Source organism: Pseudovibrio sp. Tun.PSC04-5.I4 (genome assembly GCF_900104145.1).
Classification (GTDB): domain Bacteria; phylum Pseudomonadota; class Alphaproteobacteria; order Rhizobiales; family Stappiaceae; genus Pseudovibrio.
The window spans coordinates 4098220-4111624 of record NZ_FNLB01000006.1; the positions used below are offsets into that span (position 1 = coordinate 4098220).

General features: G+C 49.7%; 13 protein-coding genes. 8 read left to right on the forward strand and 5 right to left on the reverse strand.

What is annotated here, in order from left to right; genetic code table 11:
• The first annotated feature begins 127 nt into the window (after positions 1 to 127).
• The 5 genes from BLS62_RS24255 to BLS62_RS24275 all read left to right on the forward strand — a co-directional run bounded on the left by BLS62_RS24255 (position 128) and on the right by BLS62_RS24275 (position 4876).
• Complete coding sequence (locus BLS62_RS24255; protein WP_244283613.1) at positions 128 to 631, forward strand: GNAT family N-acetyltransferase; 504 nt, start codon at positions 128 to 130, stop codon at positions 629 to 631.
• Positions 632 to 979: 348 nt separating this feature from the next.
• A complete protein-coding gene (gene hflK, locus BLS62_RS24260) occupies positions 980 to 2146 on the forward strand; it encodes an FtsH protease activity modulator HflK (RefSeq protein ID WP_093187305.1) in 1167 nt (388 codons plus the stop codon).
• On the forward strand, positions 2146 to 3033 hold the full coding sequence (locus BLS62_RS24265; protein ID WP_093187308.1) for a protease modulator HflC: 888 nt from the start codon (positions 2146 to 2148) through the stop codon (positions 3031 to 3033). Before hflK ends, BLS62_RS24265 begins: the two co-directional genes overlap by 1 nt.
• Complete coding sequence (locus tag BLS62_RS24270; RefSeq protein WP_093187311.1) at positions 3033 to 3227, forward strand: DUF2065 family protein; 195 nt, start codon at positions 3033 to 3035, stop codon at positions 3225 to 3227. Before BLS62_RS24265 ends, BLS62_RS24270 begins: the two co-directional genes overlap by 1 nt.
• Before the next feature lie 164 nt (positions 3228 to 3391).
• Positions 3392 to 4876 carry a Do family serine endopeptidase gene (locus BLS62_RS24275; protein ID WP_093187314.1) on the forward strand — a complete coding sequence of 495 codons (1485 nt, stop codon included), beginning with the start codon at positions 3392 to 3394 and terminating at the stop codon, positions 4874 to 4876.
• A 78-nt stretch (positions 4877 to 4954) separates the two neighbouring features.
• Here BLS62_RS24275 and serB read toward each other — a convergent pair whose 3' ends face one another.
• On the reverse strand, positions 4955 to 5842 hold the full coding sequence (serB, locus tag BLS62_RS24280) for a phosphoserine phosphatase SerB (RefSeq protein WP_093187317.1): 888 nt from the start codon (positions 5840 to 5842) through the stop codon (positions 4955 to 4957).
• Between serB and miaA the strand changes: the two genes are divergently transcribed.
• Positions 5820 to 6809 (forward strand): tRNA (adenosine(37)-N6)-dimethylallyltransferase MiaA, encoded by a 990-nt coding sequence (gene miaA, locus BLS62_RS24285; RefSeq protein WP_244283614.1) that lies wholly within the window; start codon positions 5820 to 5822, stop codon positions 6807 to 6809. The genes serB and miaA overlap by 23 nt on opposite strands.
• Before the next feature lie 627 nt (positions 6810 to 7436).
• A complete protein-coding gene (locus BLS62_RS24290; RefSeq protein ID WP_208991074.1) occupies positions 7437 to 7973 on the forward strand; it encodes a GNAT family N-acetyltransferase in 537 nt (178 codons plus the stop codon).
• Here the strand turns inward: BLS62_RS24290 and BLS62_RS24295 are convergent.
• Positions 7942 to 8793 (reverse strand): L-histidine N(alpha)-methyltransferase, encoded by an 852-nt coding sequence (locus BLS62_RS24295; RefSeq protein WP_093187324.1) that lies wholly within the window; start codon positions 8791 to 8793, stop codon positions 7942 to 7944. The two genes, BLS62_RS24290 and BLS62_RS24295, sit on opposite strands and share 32 nt — an antisense overlap.
• A 72-nt stretch (positions 8794 to 8865) precedes the next feature.
• Between BLS62_RS24295 and BLS62_RS24300 the strand changes: the two genes are divergently transcribed.
• Positions 8866 to 9834, forward strand: coding sequence for an IS30 family transposase (locus BLS62_RS24300; protein ID WP_093178195.1), 969 nt, complete (start codon positions 8866 to 8868; stop codon positions 9832 to 9834).
• On the opposite strand, the gene BLS62_RS32635 is transcribed toward BLS62_RS24300, so the two are convergent.
• The 3 genes from BLS62_RS32635 to BLS62_RS24310 all read right to left on the reverse strand — a co-directional run bounded on the left by BLS62_RS32635 (position 9776) and on the right by BLS62_RS24310 (position 13279).
• Positions 9776 to 10036, reverse strand: coding sequence for an L-histidine N(alpha)-methyltransferase (locus tag BLS62_RS32635; RefSeq protein WP_159436570.1), 261 nt, complete (start codon positions 10034 to 10036; stop codon positions 9776 to 9778). The genes BLS62_RS24300 and BLS62_RS32635 overlap by 59 nt on opposite strands.
• Before the next feature lie 244 nt (positions 10037 to 10280).
• The gene (locus tag BLS62_RS24305; protein WP_093187327.1) at positions 10281 to 11837 is read right to left on the reverse strand and encodes a 2-isopropylmalate synthase; all 1557 of its coding nucleotides are present in this window, start codon (positions 11835 to 11837) and stop codon (positions 10281 to 10283) included.
• Positions 11838 to 12364: 527 nt separating this feature from the next.
• On the reverse strand, positions 12365 to 13279 hold the full coding sequence (locus tag BLS62_RS24310; protein ID WP_093187330.1) for a PhzF family phenazine biosynthesis protein: 915 nt from the start codon (positions 13277 to 13279) through the stop codon (positions 12365 to 12367).
• Positions 13280 to 13405 lie beyond the last annotated feature (126 nt).

A 13405-nucleotide genomic window follows, 5' to 3' on the forward strand; every position in this document is an offset into this window, starting at 1 on the left:
CTGGAGCAGGTCTTTCCGCTTGATTGAGCTTGTGATTTTTGCCGATAATAGTTTTTCATCGGCATTTTCACCTTGCAAATTGCTGCAAGGCTAACAACATTAGAGGAAGCTTTGGGGTGTGGTTTTCATGAATGACCTCGCCTGCGTTTTTGGTGTTTGGGGTGGAATGTCCAAGGTTCTTGAACTGAGAGATTTTAACGAGTTTAGCGTTGAGCAGCTTTATGCTCTGCTGAAACTTCGTTGCGAAGTATTCATCGTCGAGCAGGAATGCGCCTACCCCGATGTGGATGGGTTAGATCCGGTAGCGAAGCATATTCTGCTGCTGAGTGGCACCGGTGCGCTTTTGGGTGCACTCCGAATTTTCATGAAATATGAAGAGGGTGATGTCTATAAAATTGGACGTGTGGTGGTCTCAAAAGCTGTGCGTGGGCAAGGGATCGCGCGTCAATTGATGGACGCTGCCTTGTCTTATTGTACTGCAACCAACTCAGATGCGCGTGTAGAGCTGCAAGCCCAAGCGTATTTGCAGGACTTCTATAGCCAGTGTAATTTTTCTGCAATTTCTGAAATCTATCCGGAAGATGGAATTCCGCATGTTGATATGCGTTTGCGGCAAGCGCCAGAAAGCTGAGACACATTCAGTTTACAGATTATTGCTGTGTTTCGGGCGGATTAAGAAACTGTTGAGCAAAAACAAAGGAATTTTGAGACATGTACCTCAAATTTTTGCAAGTCAGATTTGTGGGTATTGCTTACAGTACCAGTTGAAAGAGGGGAAATAGAGCTTATCTTCCTCAATAATAGTCAGTTTTGTGGGGTTATCGGCTTTTTTCTGTAAGTGCTGCCTATTGGCTCATGTGCTTTCGTTGAAAGGCGTTGGTAACTCGCTTATAACCCTAATCAAGTAATAGTTGGCTTAGTCCAACTCTCATTTATTTGTCGGCGTGTCCGGCATCATACCAAACAAAGGGATCACTCTATGCCTTGGAGCAATCAAAGCGGAGGTGGCGGCAATAACGGCGGCCCTTGGGGGAACTCCGGCGGCAACAAGGGCGGTGGTGGCCCTTGGGGTGGCGGCAATGGCCCACAGCGCGGCGGCGGTAACGGCGGCGGCAGTCCTCCGGATTTCGAGGAAATCCTCAAACGTGGTCAGGATCACCTGAAGACAGTTCTGCCTGGTGATGGCGGTGGTCTGGGCTTCAAGGGTATCTTGTTTGCTATTCTTGTTGCTGTTGTGATTTGGCTCGCAACCGGCATTTACCGCGTCGAACCAAGTGAAGTCGGCGTAGAGATGATCTTTGGTAAGGTTGTTGGTCGAACCGATCCGGGCCTGAATTACAACTGGCCCTACCCAGTTGGTGACGTTTACACACCAGAAGTACTGCGCGTTCGCGAATTGACCGTCGGTATGGAAGAGTTTGTTCGTGGAAGCACTGTCAACCAGCGTGATGTTCCAGAAGAAAGCTTGATGCTGACAGGCGATGAAAATATCGTTGACGTTGACTTCAAGGTACAGTGGCGTATTCAGAACACTCCGACTGGTGTTCAGGAATTCCTCTTCAACGTTCAGAACCCTGCTGGCACTGTGAAAGCAGTTGCTGAGAGTGCGATGCGTGAAGTTGTTGGTAGCTCTCGTATTGATTCAATTCTGACTGAAAACCGGGCTCCAATTCAGATTGCAGTGCAAAAACTGATGCAGGAAACGCTTAATAACTACAAGGCTGGTATCGAGGTCACTCAGGTCCAGATGCAGAAGGTTGATCCTCCTGCGCAGGTTATTGAAGCATTCCGTGATGTTCAGGCAGCTCGTGCTGACCAAGAACGTATTCAGAACGAAGCACAGGCTTACGCCAACAAAATCGTTCCTGAAGCTCGTGGTAATGCGGCTCGCGTTTCTGAAGCCGCTCAAGCGTACCGTGACAAGACCGTTGCAAATGCAAATGGTCAGGCACAGCGCTTTACCAAAATCTATGAGGAATACGCGAAGGCTCCTGAGATTATTCGCCAGCGCCTCTATCTTGAGACTATGGAAACTGTCTTGAGTAAGAATCCAAAAATCATCATCGATGGAAACGGTCAGCAAAGTGGTGTTGTGCCTTATCTGCCGCTTGACCAGCTGAATAAGCGTGCTGGAGGAAATAACTAATGAAAAGCGGTCTTCTTGGCATTGTTATAGCCGCAGTCGCCCTGGTTCTTTACTGGTCGGTTTACATTCTAACCCCAACCGAGCAGGCAATTGTTCTGCAGTTTGGTGAAGTTAAAGCGCAGGAAACTGAGCCGGGTTTGAAATTTAAAATGCCTTGGCAGAACGTCATTGTTCTGGATAAGCGTATTCTGGATCTCAATATGCCTCCTCTGGAAGCGATTGTTGCTGATAAAAAGCGTCTGAAAGTTGATGCGTTCGCTCGTTACCGCATCACCAATCCAGTGCGGTTCTACCAGTCTGTGAACAACGTAAACGAAGGCTCACGCCGTCTTGCTACGTTCCTGCAATCTTCCTTGCGTTCTGAATTGGCTAAAGCAACCTTTACACAGGTTGTGCGTGACGAACGTTCTGCCCTGATGGAAACAATCCGTCAGGATGTGGACAAGAGCGCTGCTGCAATCGGTATTGATGTGATCGATGTGAAGATCCGTCGTGCAGATTTGCCTGAAGCCAACTCTCAGGCGATTTTCCGTCGTATGCAGACTGAACGTCAGCGTGAAGCGACTGAAATCCGCGCGCAGGGTGAAGAGCAGTCTCGCCGCATCAAATCTCGTGCGGATCGTGATGCAACTGTGCTTGTTGCTGAAGCTCAGCGTGATGCCGACATCATTCGTGGTGATGGCGATGCTGGTGCCAACCAGATCTTTGCGAAAGCTTATGGCGAAGACCCGTCGTTCTTCCAGTTCTACCGGTCAATGCAGGCTTACACCAGAGCTCTGGGAGATGGGAACACATCGCTGGTTCTTTCTCCCGACTCAGACTTCTTCCGCTACTTCAACGATCCAAGTGGCAAAGGGAATGTTTCAGCGGCTGGTGCCGGGCAGTAATGAATGATTTTGTCGTGGCTCTGGGGCTTGTCCTCGTTGTTGAGGGAGTTGTTTATGCTCTTGCCCCAGGTCATTTGAAGGAATTCATGCGGAAAGCTCAGGATATTCCTGAGCAATCCCTCCGGATTGGTGGTGTTGCAGCCATCGCGTTGGGTGTGTTGATTGTATGGTTGGTGCGTTCCATCAGTGGGTAAACGCATATTTTCCAATGATACAACTACGAGAAATCAGCCTGACGCTGCGAAAAAATAAATGTTAGTTTTGCCCGCGCTTTATTAACCAAGCGCGGGCATATTTGTTTCCACTATGAGTTCTGGTGGCACGTCTATGCCCACCTTATAATCTGAGGAGATGGCTTATGGCCGGTGTTTTCTCCCGCCTTGAGCTGGGAAGATCTATTAAGTCTATTGTATTTGCAGGCGTTCTTGGCGTCGTGGCTGTAGCAGGTAGCTTTGAGAGCGCGGTGGCACGGGGGCCTGAATCCCTAGCTGACCTCACTGAGGAGCTGGCGGATGCTGTGGTCAATATCTCCACTGCGCAGCGCGTTAAGGCCAAGAGATCACTTCAGCTTCCCGATGTTCCAGAGGGTTCTCCGTTTCAGGAGTTTTTTGAAGAGTTTTTCAACGGGCAAGAGCCTGAAGGTGACAGCCCGCAACGGGTCCAGTCTCTGGGGTCCGGGTTTGTTATTGACGGCGAAAACGGCATCATTATCACCAATAATCACGTGATTGAGGATGCTGACGAGATTACTGTCAACTTCAATGACGGGACCAAGCTTTCAGCAAAACTGCTTGGGTCTGATGAGAAAACCGATCTTGCTGTTTTACAAGTCGAGCCAACATCCACGCTGGATTCCGTTAAGTTTGGTAGCTCGGAAGTGCTGCGTGTTGGTGACTGGGTTATGGCGATTGGTAACCCGTTTGGTCTGGGCGGAACGGTGACGGCGGGTATTGTTTCTGCTCGCAACCGTGACATCAACTCTGGTCCTTATGACAACTTCATTCAAACAGATGCGGCAATCAACCGGGGTAACTCTGGTGGCCCGCTGTTCAATATGGATGGCGAGGTTATTGGCATCAACACCGTAATTTTCTCACCGTCTGGTGGGTCTATCGGTATCGGCTTTGCTATTCCTGCAGAGACGGCGACCCGTGTGATTGCGCAGCTGCGTGAGTTTGGTGAGACCCGCCGTGGTTGGCTTGGTGTTCGTATTCAGCATGTGAACGATGAGATCGCAGAAGGTCTTGGCATGGATAGTGCCCGCGGTGCATTAATTGCCGGTGTCTCCGAGGGTGGACCTGCACAGGAAGCCGGTATTATGCCCGGTGATGTTGTTTTGACATTCGATGGACGCGATGTGCCAGAAATGCGCGACCTGCCTCGTATGGTTGCGACAACGACGATTGGGAGCACCGTTCCTGTGACCTTGTTGCGTCGTGGTGAGACTGTGAAAATCGAAGTTACTCTGGGCCGTCTCGATGAAGTTGCTGAAGTTGAGAAGGTTGAAGATCAGCAGGAAAGTCCTCAGGATAAACTTGATGAGACTGTTGTTCTTGGATTGTCCTTAGAAAAAATTGATGAAGCTTTGCGGGAACGGTTTGCACTTTCCGATGAAATTGAAGGTGTGGTGATTACGCGTGTCGCAGAAGGAAGTTCTGCCGAGGACAAGCGTGTTCGTGCTGGGGATGTTATCGTGGAAGTCGCGCAGGAGCCTGTGGCTGTTCCTAAGGACGTTGCCGCCATGGTGAAGATGCTGAAAGACGACAAGCGTCGTTCTGCGTTGTTGTTGCTTTCCAACGGTGCCGGTGAACTTCGCTTTGTGGCTGTCCGTATCAAAGACTAGCCTTTACTGAGCTGAACAAAAAAGCCGCTTCCAGATTTGGGAGTGGCTTTTTCTATTCTACGCTAAGGGGCAGGTGTCTTAAGCGAATTCTTCGATTTTATAGCCTTGCAAATAGAGCAGGGCGGTTAAGTCGCCGTGATCAATCTTAGCGCGGGCTTCAGCCGCGACTTTCGGCTTTGCGTGGAAGGCGACGCCAAGGCCGGCAGCGCAGATCATTGCCAGATCATTCGCGCCATCGCCAACAGCGAGCACATCACGCATTGTGATGCTTTTTTCCTCGGTGATCTCTGTGAGACGATCTAGCTTTGCTTGTTTGCCGAGGATTGGCATTCCGACTTCGCCGGAAAGTTTGCCATCTTCTTCAAGCAGTGTGTTGGCGCGGTTCTCATCAAACCCAAGAATTTCAGCGATCTTTTGGGTGAAGGATGTAAACCCACCCGAGACCAGTGCTGCGTAGCCACCATTTGCCTTCATTGTCCTGACAAGAGCCGTTCCGCCGGGTGTAAGAGTGATCCGGGTTTTGATGGTTTTTCCGATGACGGACGTGTCTAGCCCCTTTAGCAGGGCGACGCGCTCTTTCAGAGCTGGCTCAAATTCCATCTCACCGCGCATGGCACGTTCAGTGATGTGGGAGATCTTCTCTTTGAGGCCCAATTCGGCAGCCAGTTCGTCAATGCACTCCTGCTGGATCATGGTGGAGTCCATGTCTGCGATCAGGAGTGATTTTTTGCGTCCTAGCTGGGGTTGAGTGAAAACATCAACTGGCGCATCTGCAAGGCTTGTGCGAATAGTGCCCGTCAGTTCTTCCGCTTCTATGTGGTCTTCGATAAGCAGATCCACTGCAATGCCCGGATTGAGAGTTTTAATCTCGGGCGTGCTAGGCAGAAGGGCGCTGACCTTTGCAATAAGGTCTTGAGTGACAGCGGGTTTGGCTGGATTGGAAATGAGCGTGACAACGAACGACATAAGCAGCTCTCGAACTATGCAAGTGGGTGGATTTCAGAAAAAACCTGTTGCGGTGTTGATAGCCGGACCGACGGCAAGCGGCAAGACAGCTCTTTCGTTAAGGCTGGCAAAAGAGCTGAATGCGTCTGTTGTGAACGCAGATTCCATGCAGATTTATCGTGACCTGCGAATTTTGAGTGCCCGGCCGAGTCTCGAAGAAGAATCGCAAGCCCCTCATTTATTGTTTGGTTGCATTGAAAGTGAGCGTCCTTACAGCGTGATGACATGGCTGGAGGACTTCGCGGAAATATTCAATTCTGCCAAAAATGAAGGACGTCCACTTGTCGTCGTCGGTGGGACAGGTCTTTATTTCAAAGCAGCTTTGGAAGGGATTTCGCTGTTGCCGGATATTCCAGAGGATGTTCGTCGCTCCTGGCGGGAGTTTTCTCTTCATAATCCTACCGAAACCTTGCATGAGGCGCTTCGTGAGCGTGACTCTGTGATGGCTGACCGACTAGAGCCGGCTGACACACAGCGCATTGTGCGTGCGCTTGAAGTGATTGATGGGACAGGGCAATCGCTGGCTCATTGGCAAACTGAAAAAAGCACACCGATAATCAGCGCTGGTGAAGCGCTGCAGGTGGTTCTTGAGCCCGACCGGAAAGTCCTCCACGACCGAATTCAGCAACGGTTTGACATGATGATGGATCAGGGAGCCGTGGAAGAAGCGAGTAGTCTTTGGGCCAGGGGGATGGATCCAAACTTACAGGTCATGAAGGCCATCGGTGTGAAGCTGCTTGCAGAAGCGGAGTTGGGTAAGACGAGTCTTGAGTGGGCGATTGAAAGATCCAAGACTGAAACGCGCCGTTATGCCAAAAGGCAGTGCACGTTCTTTCGTGGACAATTAGGGGGCTGGCCTCGCCTTGATCCTTTAAACTCTCATGAGATTGATGTTTTTGTTGAGAGGATTCGAGCGGCCTTCTTATAAGGACATGTTTTGCTGCGCTTATTGATAACCGCAAATGCCTATTAAAAGAGGCGCCTAGATAATATTACCTGTGAAATTCAAGGTGACATCTCTTTCCGGTTTCCTTAAAGAGGTGCGCACGCTCAGCAGAGGCCGCTGAGCAAGTAAGACTTATTTCCAAGAATTTAAATATGCGGCGGAGCTGAGGCTCCCAAGAGTTCTGGTTGGTGTGAGATTTCTCCACCGGTCAGTACTTATTTTAATCTATTGCTTTCAGAGAGGTCACCAATAGATTACGCTAAGTCATTGTGAGGTCCTAGCTATCAGGGTTATGCGGTCCAATTGCGTTATGCACTCACCACAGTGTTGCCTTAATGAATGCAGTGTTCATGTGGTGGTTTGAAATAACTCACTGAATTTCAAGGGATTGCACAAAGTGGTTATTCCGACGCTTTTTAGACATATTCAAGTGCCACGAAGCACTCGGCTTTAAGTTTTACAGGTATTTATAAGCATAGTACATGCATTAAAATTAGCTGTTTTATGGAGAGGGTTTCTCCAGAATTGGACCGGTGTTTTTGGTCTTACGCGTTCGATCTACGATTTGGTGTTTGATCGTATGTGGCGTTTACAATGGAGGAAGCGAGCGTGATACTCCCTATACTGGAAACGAAACGGCTCAAGGCCCGACTTTTCACCTCCGAAGATTTAACCGACCTGATAGGTCTTCACGGAAACCCGAGCGTTAACCGGTACCTTCAGCCCACCAATGTGGCTTGGGATGTGAAAACCGTGAAAGGTCGACTAACTGAGATTATTGAGGTTCAGGAATTGTTCGGCTTCAGCAAGTGGCATCTTTCTACTCACTCTGGCGAGTTTGTAGGACGGGCTGGCTTTTCGCTGTTTAAAGAAACCGCTGAGATCGAGATGGGATATACGCTTCACGAGCATTTTTGGAATAAAGGTCTTGGCAGTGAGATTGCACAGGCTCTAGTGGAGTGGTTTTTCGAGAACACCTACTATTCTCATCTGTTGGCGTTTGCCCACCCTGAAAACCATGCTTCAAAAGTGGTGATGAAGCGGGCAGGGTTTGAATTCCGTGAGACTCGATTAGTAGAAGGAATGCCCTGCGAATTTTATCAGGTCCTCAGTCCTAGCTGCCAAAAACTGGCTGTTCCTGCATAGGTGAGATTGTCTTATTCTCTGGCTGAGACGATAAAAAGTAGAGGTGGCAGGAGCTGTTTGGATCTTGCCAGCTTTTCTCTATATCGTATCGCGCTTCTCTGAAAAGTTTGAGGGCGTGGTCTTCGGGATACTTGTGTGAACTTTTCAATATGATGTGTTCATCGGGCAGTATTTCAAATTGACGGCCAGCGATGCTAATTGTCTGCAGACACTGTGAGATATACGTCATTTCAATGGCATAGTCCGCCGGATTCCAGATAGCTGCATACTGAAAATTATCGATTTGAATATTGCCGTTCAACTCCTTGTTGATGCGGGTAATCAAGTTGTCGCAGAATGCTTTTCGTATTCCTTTGGGATCATTCTTATAGGCTTTCTGATGAGATTCAGGGTCTGACAATATATCCAGAGAGACAAGCAGACAGGCGTTCGGGCCTAGTGTTTTACGCGCGCACCGAAGGAACTCCGGGACTTGTTTTTGGGTAAAATTGCCTAGCGTTACACCGAAGAGGACGCCTAAGCGGTGTTTATGCGGCGGTAAGTGATTTAGATCTAAGATATTGAAAAAATTACCTAAAATCGGATTAATGTGAAATTCTGGATGCTCTTGCTTCAGTGTCGCTGATGCGGCGTTGAGAAATTGCTCACATATATCGATAGGGACGTAGCAGGTGAAGTTTGAGTTCTCTGAAAACAGGATCTGTGCTTTCTTGATGCTTCCAGCGCCGAATTCGATGAGGGCGCTGTCACTTCCCAAAAGACTTCCAATATCTTTTGCATGCGCTTTGATAAGGCCCGCGGATTCAACTCGCCAGTGCAACTTTACCTACGGTATGTGATGTGAGGCAGCGATGCCCATGTGTCTCTCACCGTCTAATGTAAAGGAACACGAATGCGATCCTATCACCGCCTCACTGAGGGTCAGCGTAACCAAGTTTACGCCTTGAAGAAAGCCGGTTTGACCCAACGAACCATTGCGGACCAGATCGGTGTTGATAAATCGACGATTTGCCGGGAGCTTCAGCGCAACAAAGGTCTTCGCGGATATCGTCCAAAGCAGGCCCATCGCCTGGCTTGTTTACGGCAGTCACAAATTCCGCGCACCCGTATTTTGGATAGGATGTGGACTGGGATTGAAAAGATGATCCGCGAAGACTGGAGCCCTGAGCAGATCAGTGGTCACCTGAAAGATAATGATGAGCCAAGCGTCAGCCCCGAGTGGATTTACCAGCGTATCTATGCTGATAAGCGCAGAGGTGGCGATCTTCACAGCCGCCTGAGGTGTCAAAAGAAACGGCGCAAGCGCTACGGCAGCATCGAGCGGCGTGGCCAGATCAAGAATAGGGTGTCCATTGAGAAACGCCCTGAAATTGTCGATCTGCGCAGCCGTATCGGAGATTGGGAAGCCGATACCGTGATCGGCAAACAGGGGCACTCAGTCCTTGTTACGCTTGTTGAGCGAAAGACACGCTTTAGCGTTGCCATCAAGGCCGCAAATAAAACAGCACGGGCTGTCACGGATGTGATTTGTGCTAACCTGAAACCCTACCAGGACCGGGTTCTCACCTTGACTTACGACAATGGCAGAGAATTTGCCTACCATGAAGAGATCGCTCGCGAACTGACAGCCGAGGGGTTCTTCGCTCACCCCTATCACTCCTGGGAGCGGGGCCTCAACGAAAACACCAATGGTCTGATCCGGCAATATATCCCAAAAGGAAAAGACATCGATGATCTGAACGATGCAGAGGTTGCCCAGATTATGGAGAAGATAAATAGTAGGCCCAGAAAATGCCTTGGCTTTAAAACGCCAAATCAGCTATTCCTTGGCCTTCACCATGCTGTTGCACTGGCGAGTTGAATCCGCGGCCAATTTCTGAGCGAGTAATGTAATAATTGGGGAGGTTTGTTACTTGTTCGAAGAGTTCTGAGCCTGCGTTATCATACATGTAATGACTTGGGAGGCGCTTGGGCCTTTGTTCAAGACATTGGAATACTTCAGCTTTGAAACGTTCGCTTTCCTCTGAGAAGATCTGGAGTTGGCTCTTCTTGGCAGATTGCATCGGGACGCCTATCTTCGAATAGTGACGGGTTATATCTATCGAAGAAGTAAAAAAATATCTGTTCGGTGGGCTGAGGGATTTAATGCACTTTGTATTTAATAGGGTGTTGGCGTCATCAGGCTAGTTCATTGTTTTAGCTTTGATTTTTGATGAGAGACTGGTTTCTCGGGGATATGCCTTTGAGACGGGATAACAAAAACGCGGACCAATGACCCGCGTTTTGTTGTCTCTATTCTGTCGTGGTTTAAACTGTGATTGCGTCTTCTACATTGACTTGACGTTGGCGCCGGATTGTCAGCTTGTTCAATGCGGAGACGTAAGCGCGGGCAGAAGCGACCAGTGTATCTGTGTCAGCACCTTTACCCGTAGAAATCTTGCCATTGTCTTCCAAACGAACGGACACTTCAGCCTGCGCATCGGTGCCTTCAGTCACTGCATGTACTTGATACAATGACATGTTTGCATCATGCGGCCAAATTGCCTTGATGGCGTTAAAGGTCGCATCAACAGGTCCGTCCCCCGTAGCTTCGCGGGTTTCATGCTTGCCGTTGACATCCATGGTCAGGATTGCCTTCTGCGGGCCGCCTGTACCAGCGATGACGGTCAATGCGATAACTTTGACGGTTTCGCTTTCGATGGTGATCTGATCTTCCACCAGAGCTTCAATGTCTTCGTCGTAAACGTTTTTCTTGCGATCTGCCAAGTCTTTAAAGCGGCGGAATGCATCCTGCAAAGCATTGTCGCCCAGCTCATAACCGAGCTCAGACAACTTGTCTTTGAAGGCATGACGGCCAGAGTGTTTGCCCATGACCAAGGAAGTTGCACGAACTCCTACGTCTTCCGGGCGCATGATTTCGTAGGTTTCAGCGTGCTTCAGCATGCCATCCTGATGGATGCCGCTTTCGTGTGCGAACGCGTTCTTACCGACGATGGCTTTGTTGTACTGGACCGGGAAAGAGGAGACTGCAGAAACCAGCTTGGAAGCGCGGGTCAGGTAGCTCGGATCGATTGTACACTCGTATGGCAGTACATCGCCGCGGGTCCGCACAGCCATGACGATTTCTTCCAGAGCTGCATTGCCTGCTCGTTCGCCTAAGCCATTGATTGTACACTCAATCTGACGAGCGCCACCAGCAACACCTGCCAAAGAGTTTGCAACAGCCAAACCCAAATCGTTGTGACAGTGGGCCGAGAATACTGCTTTATCTGAGTTTGGAACGTTTGCGATAACCTGTTCAAACATCATCTGATATTCAGCTGGGGTCGCGTAACCTACTGTATCAGGCAGGTTGATGGTCGTTGCGCCTGCGGAGATTGCAGCTTCAACACAGCGGCTCAGGTATTCGATGGATGTCCGGGTTGCATCCATTGCGGACCATTCAATGTCATCGATCAGGTTACGGGCCTGAGCAACTGTTTTTGAAATGATCTCAAGTACCTCTTCCTCGCTCTTATTCATCTGATATTGCAGATGAATTGGAGAGGTGGATACAAATGTATGGATGCGGCCTTGATTGGCGAATTTGACTGCTTCACCAGCGCGTTCGATATCCCCCGGGATAGCGCGGGCCAAGCCTGCTATGACGGAGTTTTTGGAGCGTTTCGCAATTTCGCTAACTGCTTCGAAATCGCCAACTGAGGCGATCGGGAAACCTGCTTCGATGATGTTGACGCCCATTGTGTCAAGCAACTCAGCAACTTGCAGTTTTTCTTCCAATGTCATGGAAGCGCCGGGAGATTGCTCTCCGTCACGCAAGGTGGTGTCAAAAATGACAACTTGGTCTTTGGCTGGTGCGGTCATTGGTGGTGCCCTTAATTTGCCCCGGTAGCCCGTTTGTCCTGACTGGCGCTGGGGGATCTTCCTTCTTTCTCAGATGTTTAGTGTGATCCCCTAAGTGTGCGCCCAGATACGGGGCCGCCGACGCCTAGGGGCATCTAAGTAGAAGGAGGGTACGCAGGAGGAGGCCGCCATGCTGGTGCATGGTGCTGGTTTCATTCAGATTGTCGCGGTTCGCGATCATTATCTGTCAGCTGCCTTCTTGTCGCTGCGGCTTGAAATCAAGTATTCGGATGCTCTGTGACCAGAATATTACCTTGATACTATTAGCCAAATCTTGTTTAGGTGTTCGCGAGTTCATCTCGTTTTTGCCAAATCTGTAATTTTCCTAGCGGATATAGGATGTAAACGCAAGAATTTTACTCAAAGCAGGGCCTCAGATTACTCAAAAGTATATGAGGGTTGCGCTGAGGTAATCTCAATATTCGTGCGATCACGCCTTTGACCACGCTGTGGCAGAGGGGATAAATGCCTCCCCTGCGTCAATTCTCTTAATAATTCAACTCACCACGCGCGAGGATAACTGATTGCCCACCGATGCGGTGCGTTCGGATGGCCCCACCTTGTATCTCCATCTCCAGCGATATGAAGGAGGGACGGCCCATCTCAAAACCTTGCTCGATTTTGTGGGTGTGGGTTCCATCCAATGGTTGGTCGAATTCTGCGATAACGCCGGCAAAGGCTGCAACCGCGGATCCGGTTGCTGCGTCTTCACGGGGGATGCCGCCATCGAAATACACCATGCGGGCGTGGAAGGCGCTGTCCATATGGATGGTCTGCCGGCAATAGGCAAAGGCGTTGTTGTGGGGGATAGCGCTGAAGGCTTCATCCCAATACTTTTGCACGGGCTGAATGCGCTTCATAGCGTCCATGTCTGCCACTGGTACAAATGCGAAGGGAATACCTGAATCCATGGAGATAGGACGATGGTTTTCAAATGTAATTTCATTTGGTTCCAGCGAGAGAGCTGCGGCAATGACGTCTTTGTCTCCCAGTTTCTGCCCGCGCTCTGGCAGTTTTGGTACGTCAAACTCAGCGGAGGTTGCCTGGCCATTTTGGATGGCCACGGCGCAACGGATGAGGCCGATTTTTTCTTCCAGCAAAACCAGCGCATCCATATCGTTATGAGGCGCGCCAAACCGGTTTTCGGCCAGCAATATGGCTGTGCCTACGGTTGGATGTCCGGCAAATGGCAGTTCCATGGCAGGTGTAAATATGCGAATGGCAGCGTTATGCGCTGGGTTTTGCGGAGGGAAGACGAAGACGGTTTCTGAGAGATTAAATTCCCCGGTGATTGCCTGCATTTCGGCGTCAGATAAGCCTTCTGCATTCAACACTACCGCGAGCGGGTTTCCTGCCAGCGCCTTATTGGTGAAAACGTCGAGCAGGGCATAAGGTCTGGCCATGGTGAAGTCCAACTATCTCAATGTGTTTTCGGGCTGAGGGGAAAAATCCACTCGCCAATCTGATGAAAAATGTAAGCAGAGCATTACTCAAGATTGTTTTAGCTGTAATTACAAGCCTGCTTTTAG

Excerpts from the sequence above, each read along its gene's own strand:
- BLS62_RS24275 (WP_093187314.1), top strand. The coding sequence starts at position 3,392 with ATGGCCGGTGTTTTCTCCCGCCTTGAGCTGGGAAGATCTATTAAGTCT.
- serB (WP_093187317.1), bottom strand. The coding sequence starts at position 5,842 with ATGTCGTTCGTTGTCACGCTCATTTCCAATCCAGCCAAACCCGCTGTC.
- BLS62_RS24270 (WP_093187311.1), top strand. The coding sequence starts at position 3,033 with ATGAATGATTTTGTCGTGGCTCTGGGGCTTGTCCTCGTTGTTGAGGGA.
- BLS62_RS24265 (WP_093187308.1), top strand. The coding sequence starts at position 2,146 with ATGAAAAGCGGTCTTCTTGGCATTGTTATAGCCGCAGTCGCCCTGGTT.
- hflK (WP_093187305.1), top strand. The coding sequence starts at position 980 with ATGCCTTGGAGCAATCAAAGCGGAGGTGGCGGCAATAACGGCGGCCCT.
- BLS62_RS24300 (WP_093178195.1), top strand. The coding sequence starts at position 8,866 with ATGCGATCCTATCACCGCCTCACTGAGGGTCAGCGTAACCAAGTTTAC.
- miaA (WP_244283614.1), top strand. The coding sequence starts at position 5,820 with ATGAGCGTGACAACGAACGACATAAGCAGCTCTCGAACTATGCAAGTG.
- BLS62_RS24255 (WP_244283613.1), top strand. The coding sequence starts at position 128 with ATGAATGACCTCGCCTGCGTTTTTGGTGTTTGGGGTGGAATGTCCAAG.
- BLS62_RS24305 (WP_093187327.1), bottom strand. The coding sequence starts at position 11,837 with ATGACCGCACCAGCCAAAGACCAAGTTGTCATTTTTGACACCACCTTG.
- BLS62_RS32635 (WP_159436570.1), bottom strand. The coding sequence starts at position 10,036 with ATGCAATCTGCCAAGAAGAGCCAACTCCAGATCTTCTCAGAGGAAAGC.
- BLS62_RS24310 (WP_093187330.1), bottom strand. The coding sequence starts at position 13,279 with ATGGCCAGACCTTATGCCCTGCTCGACGTTTTCACCAATAAGGCGCTG.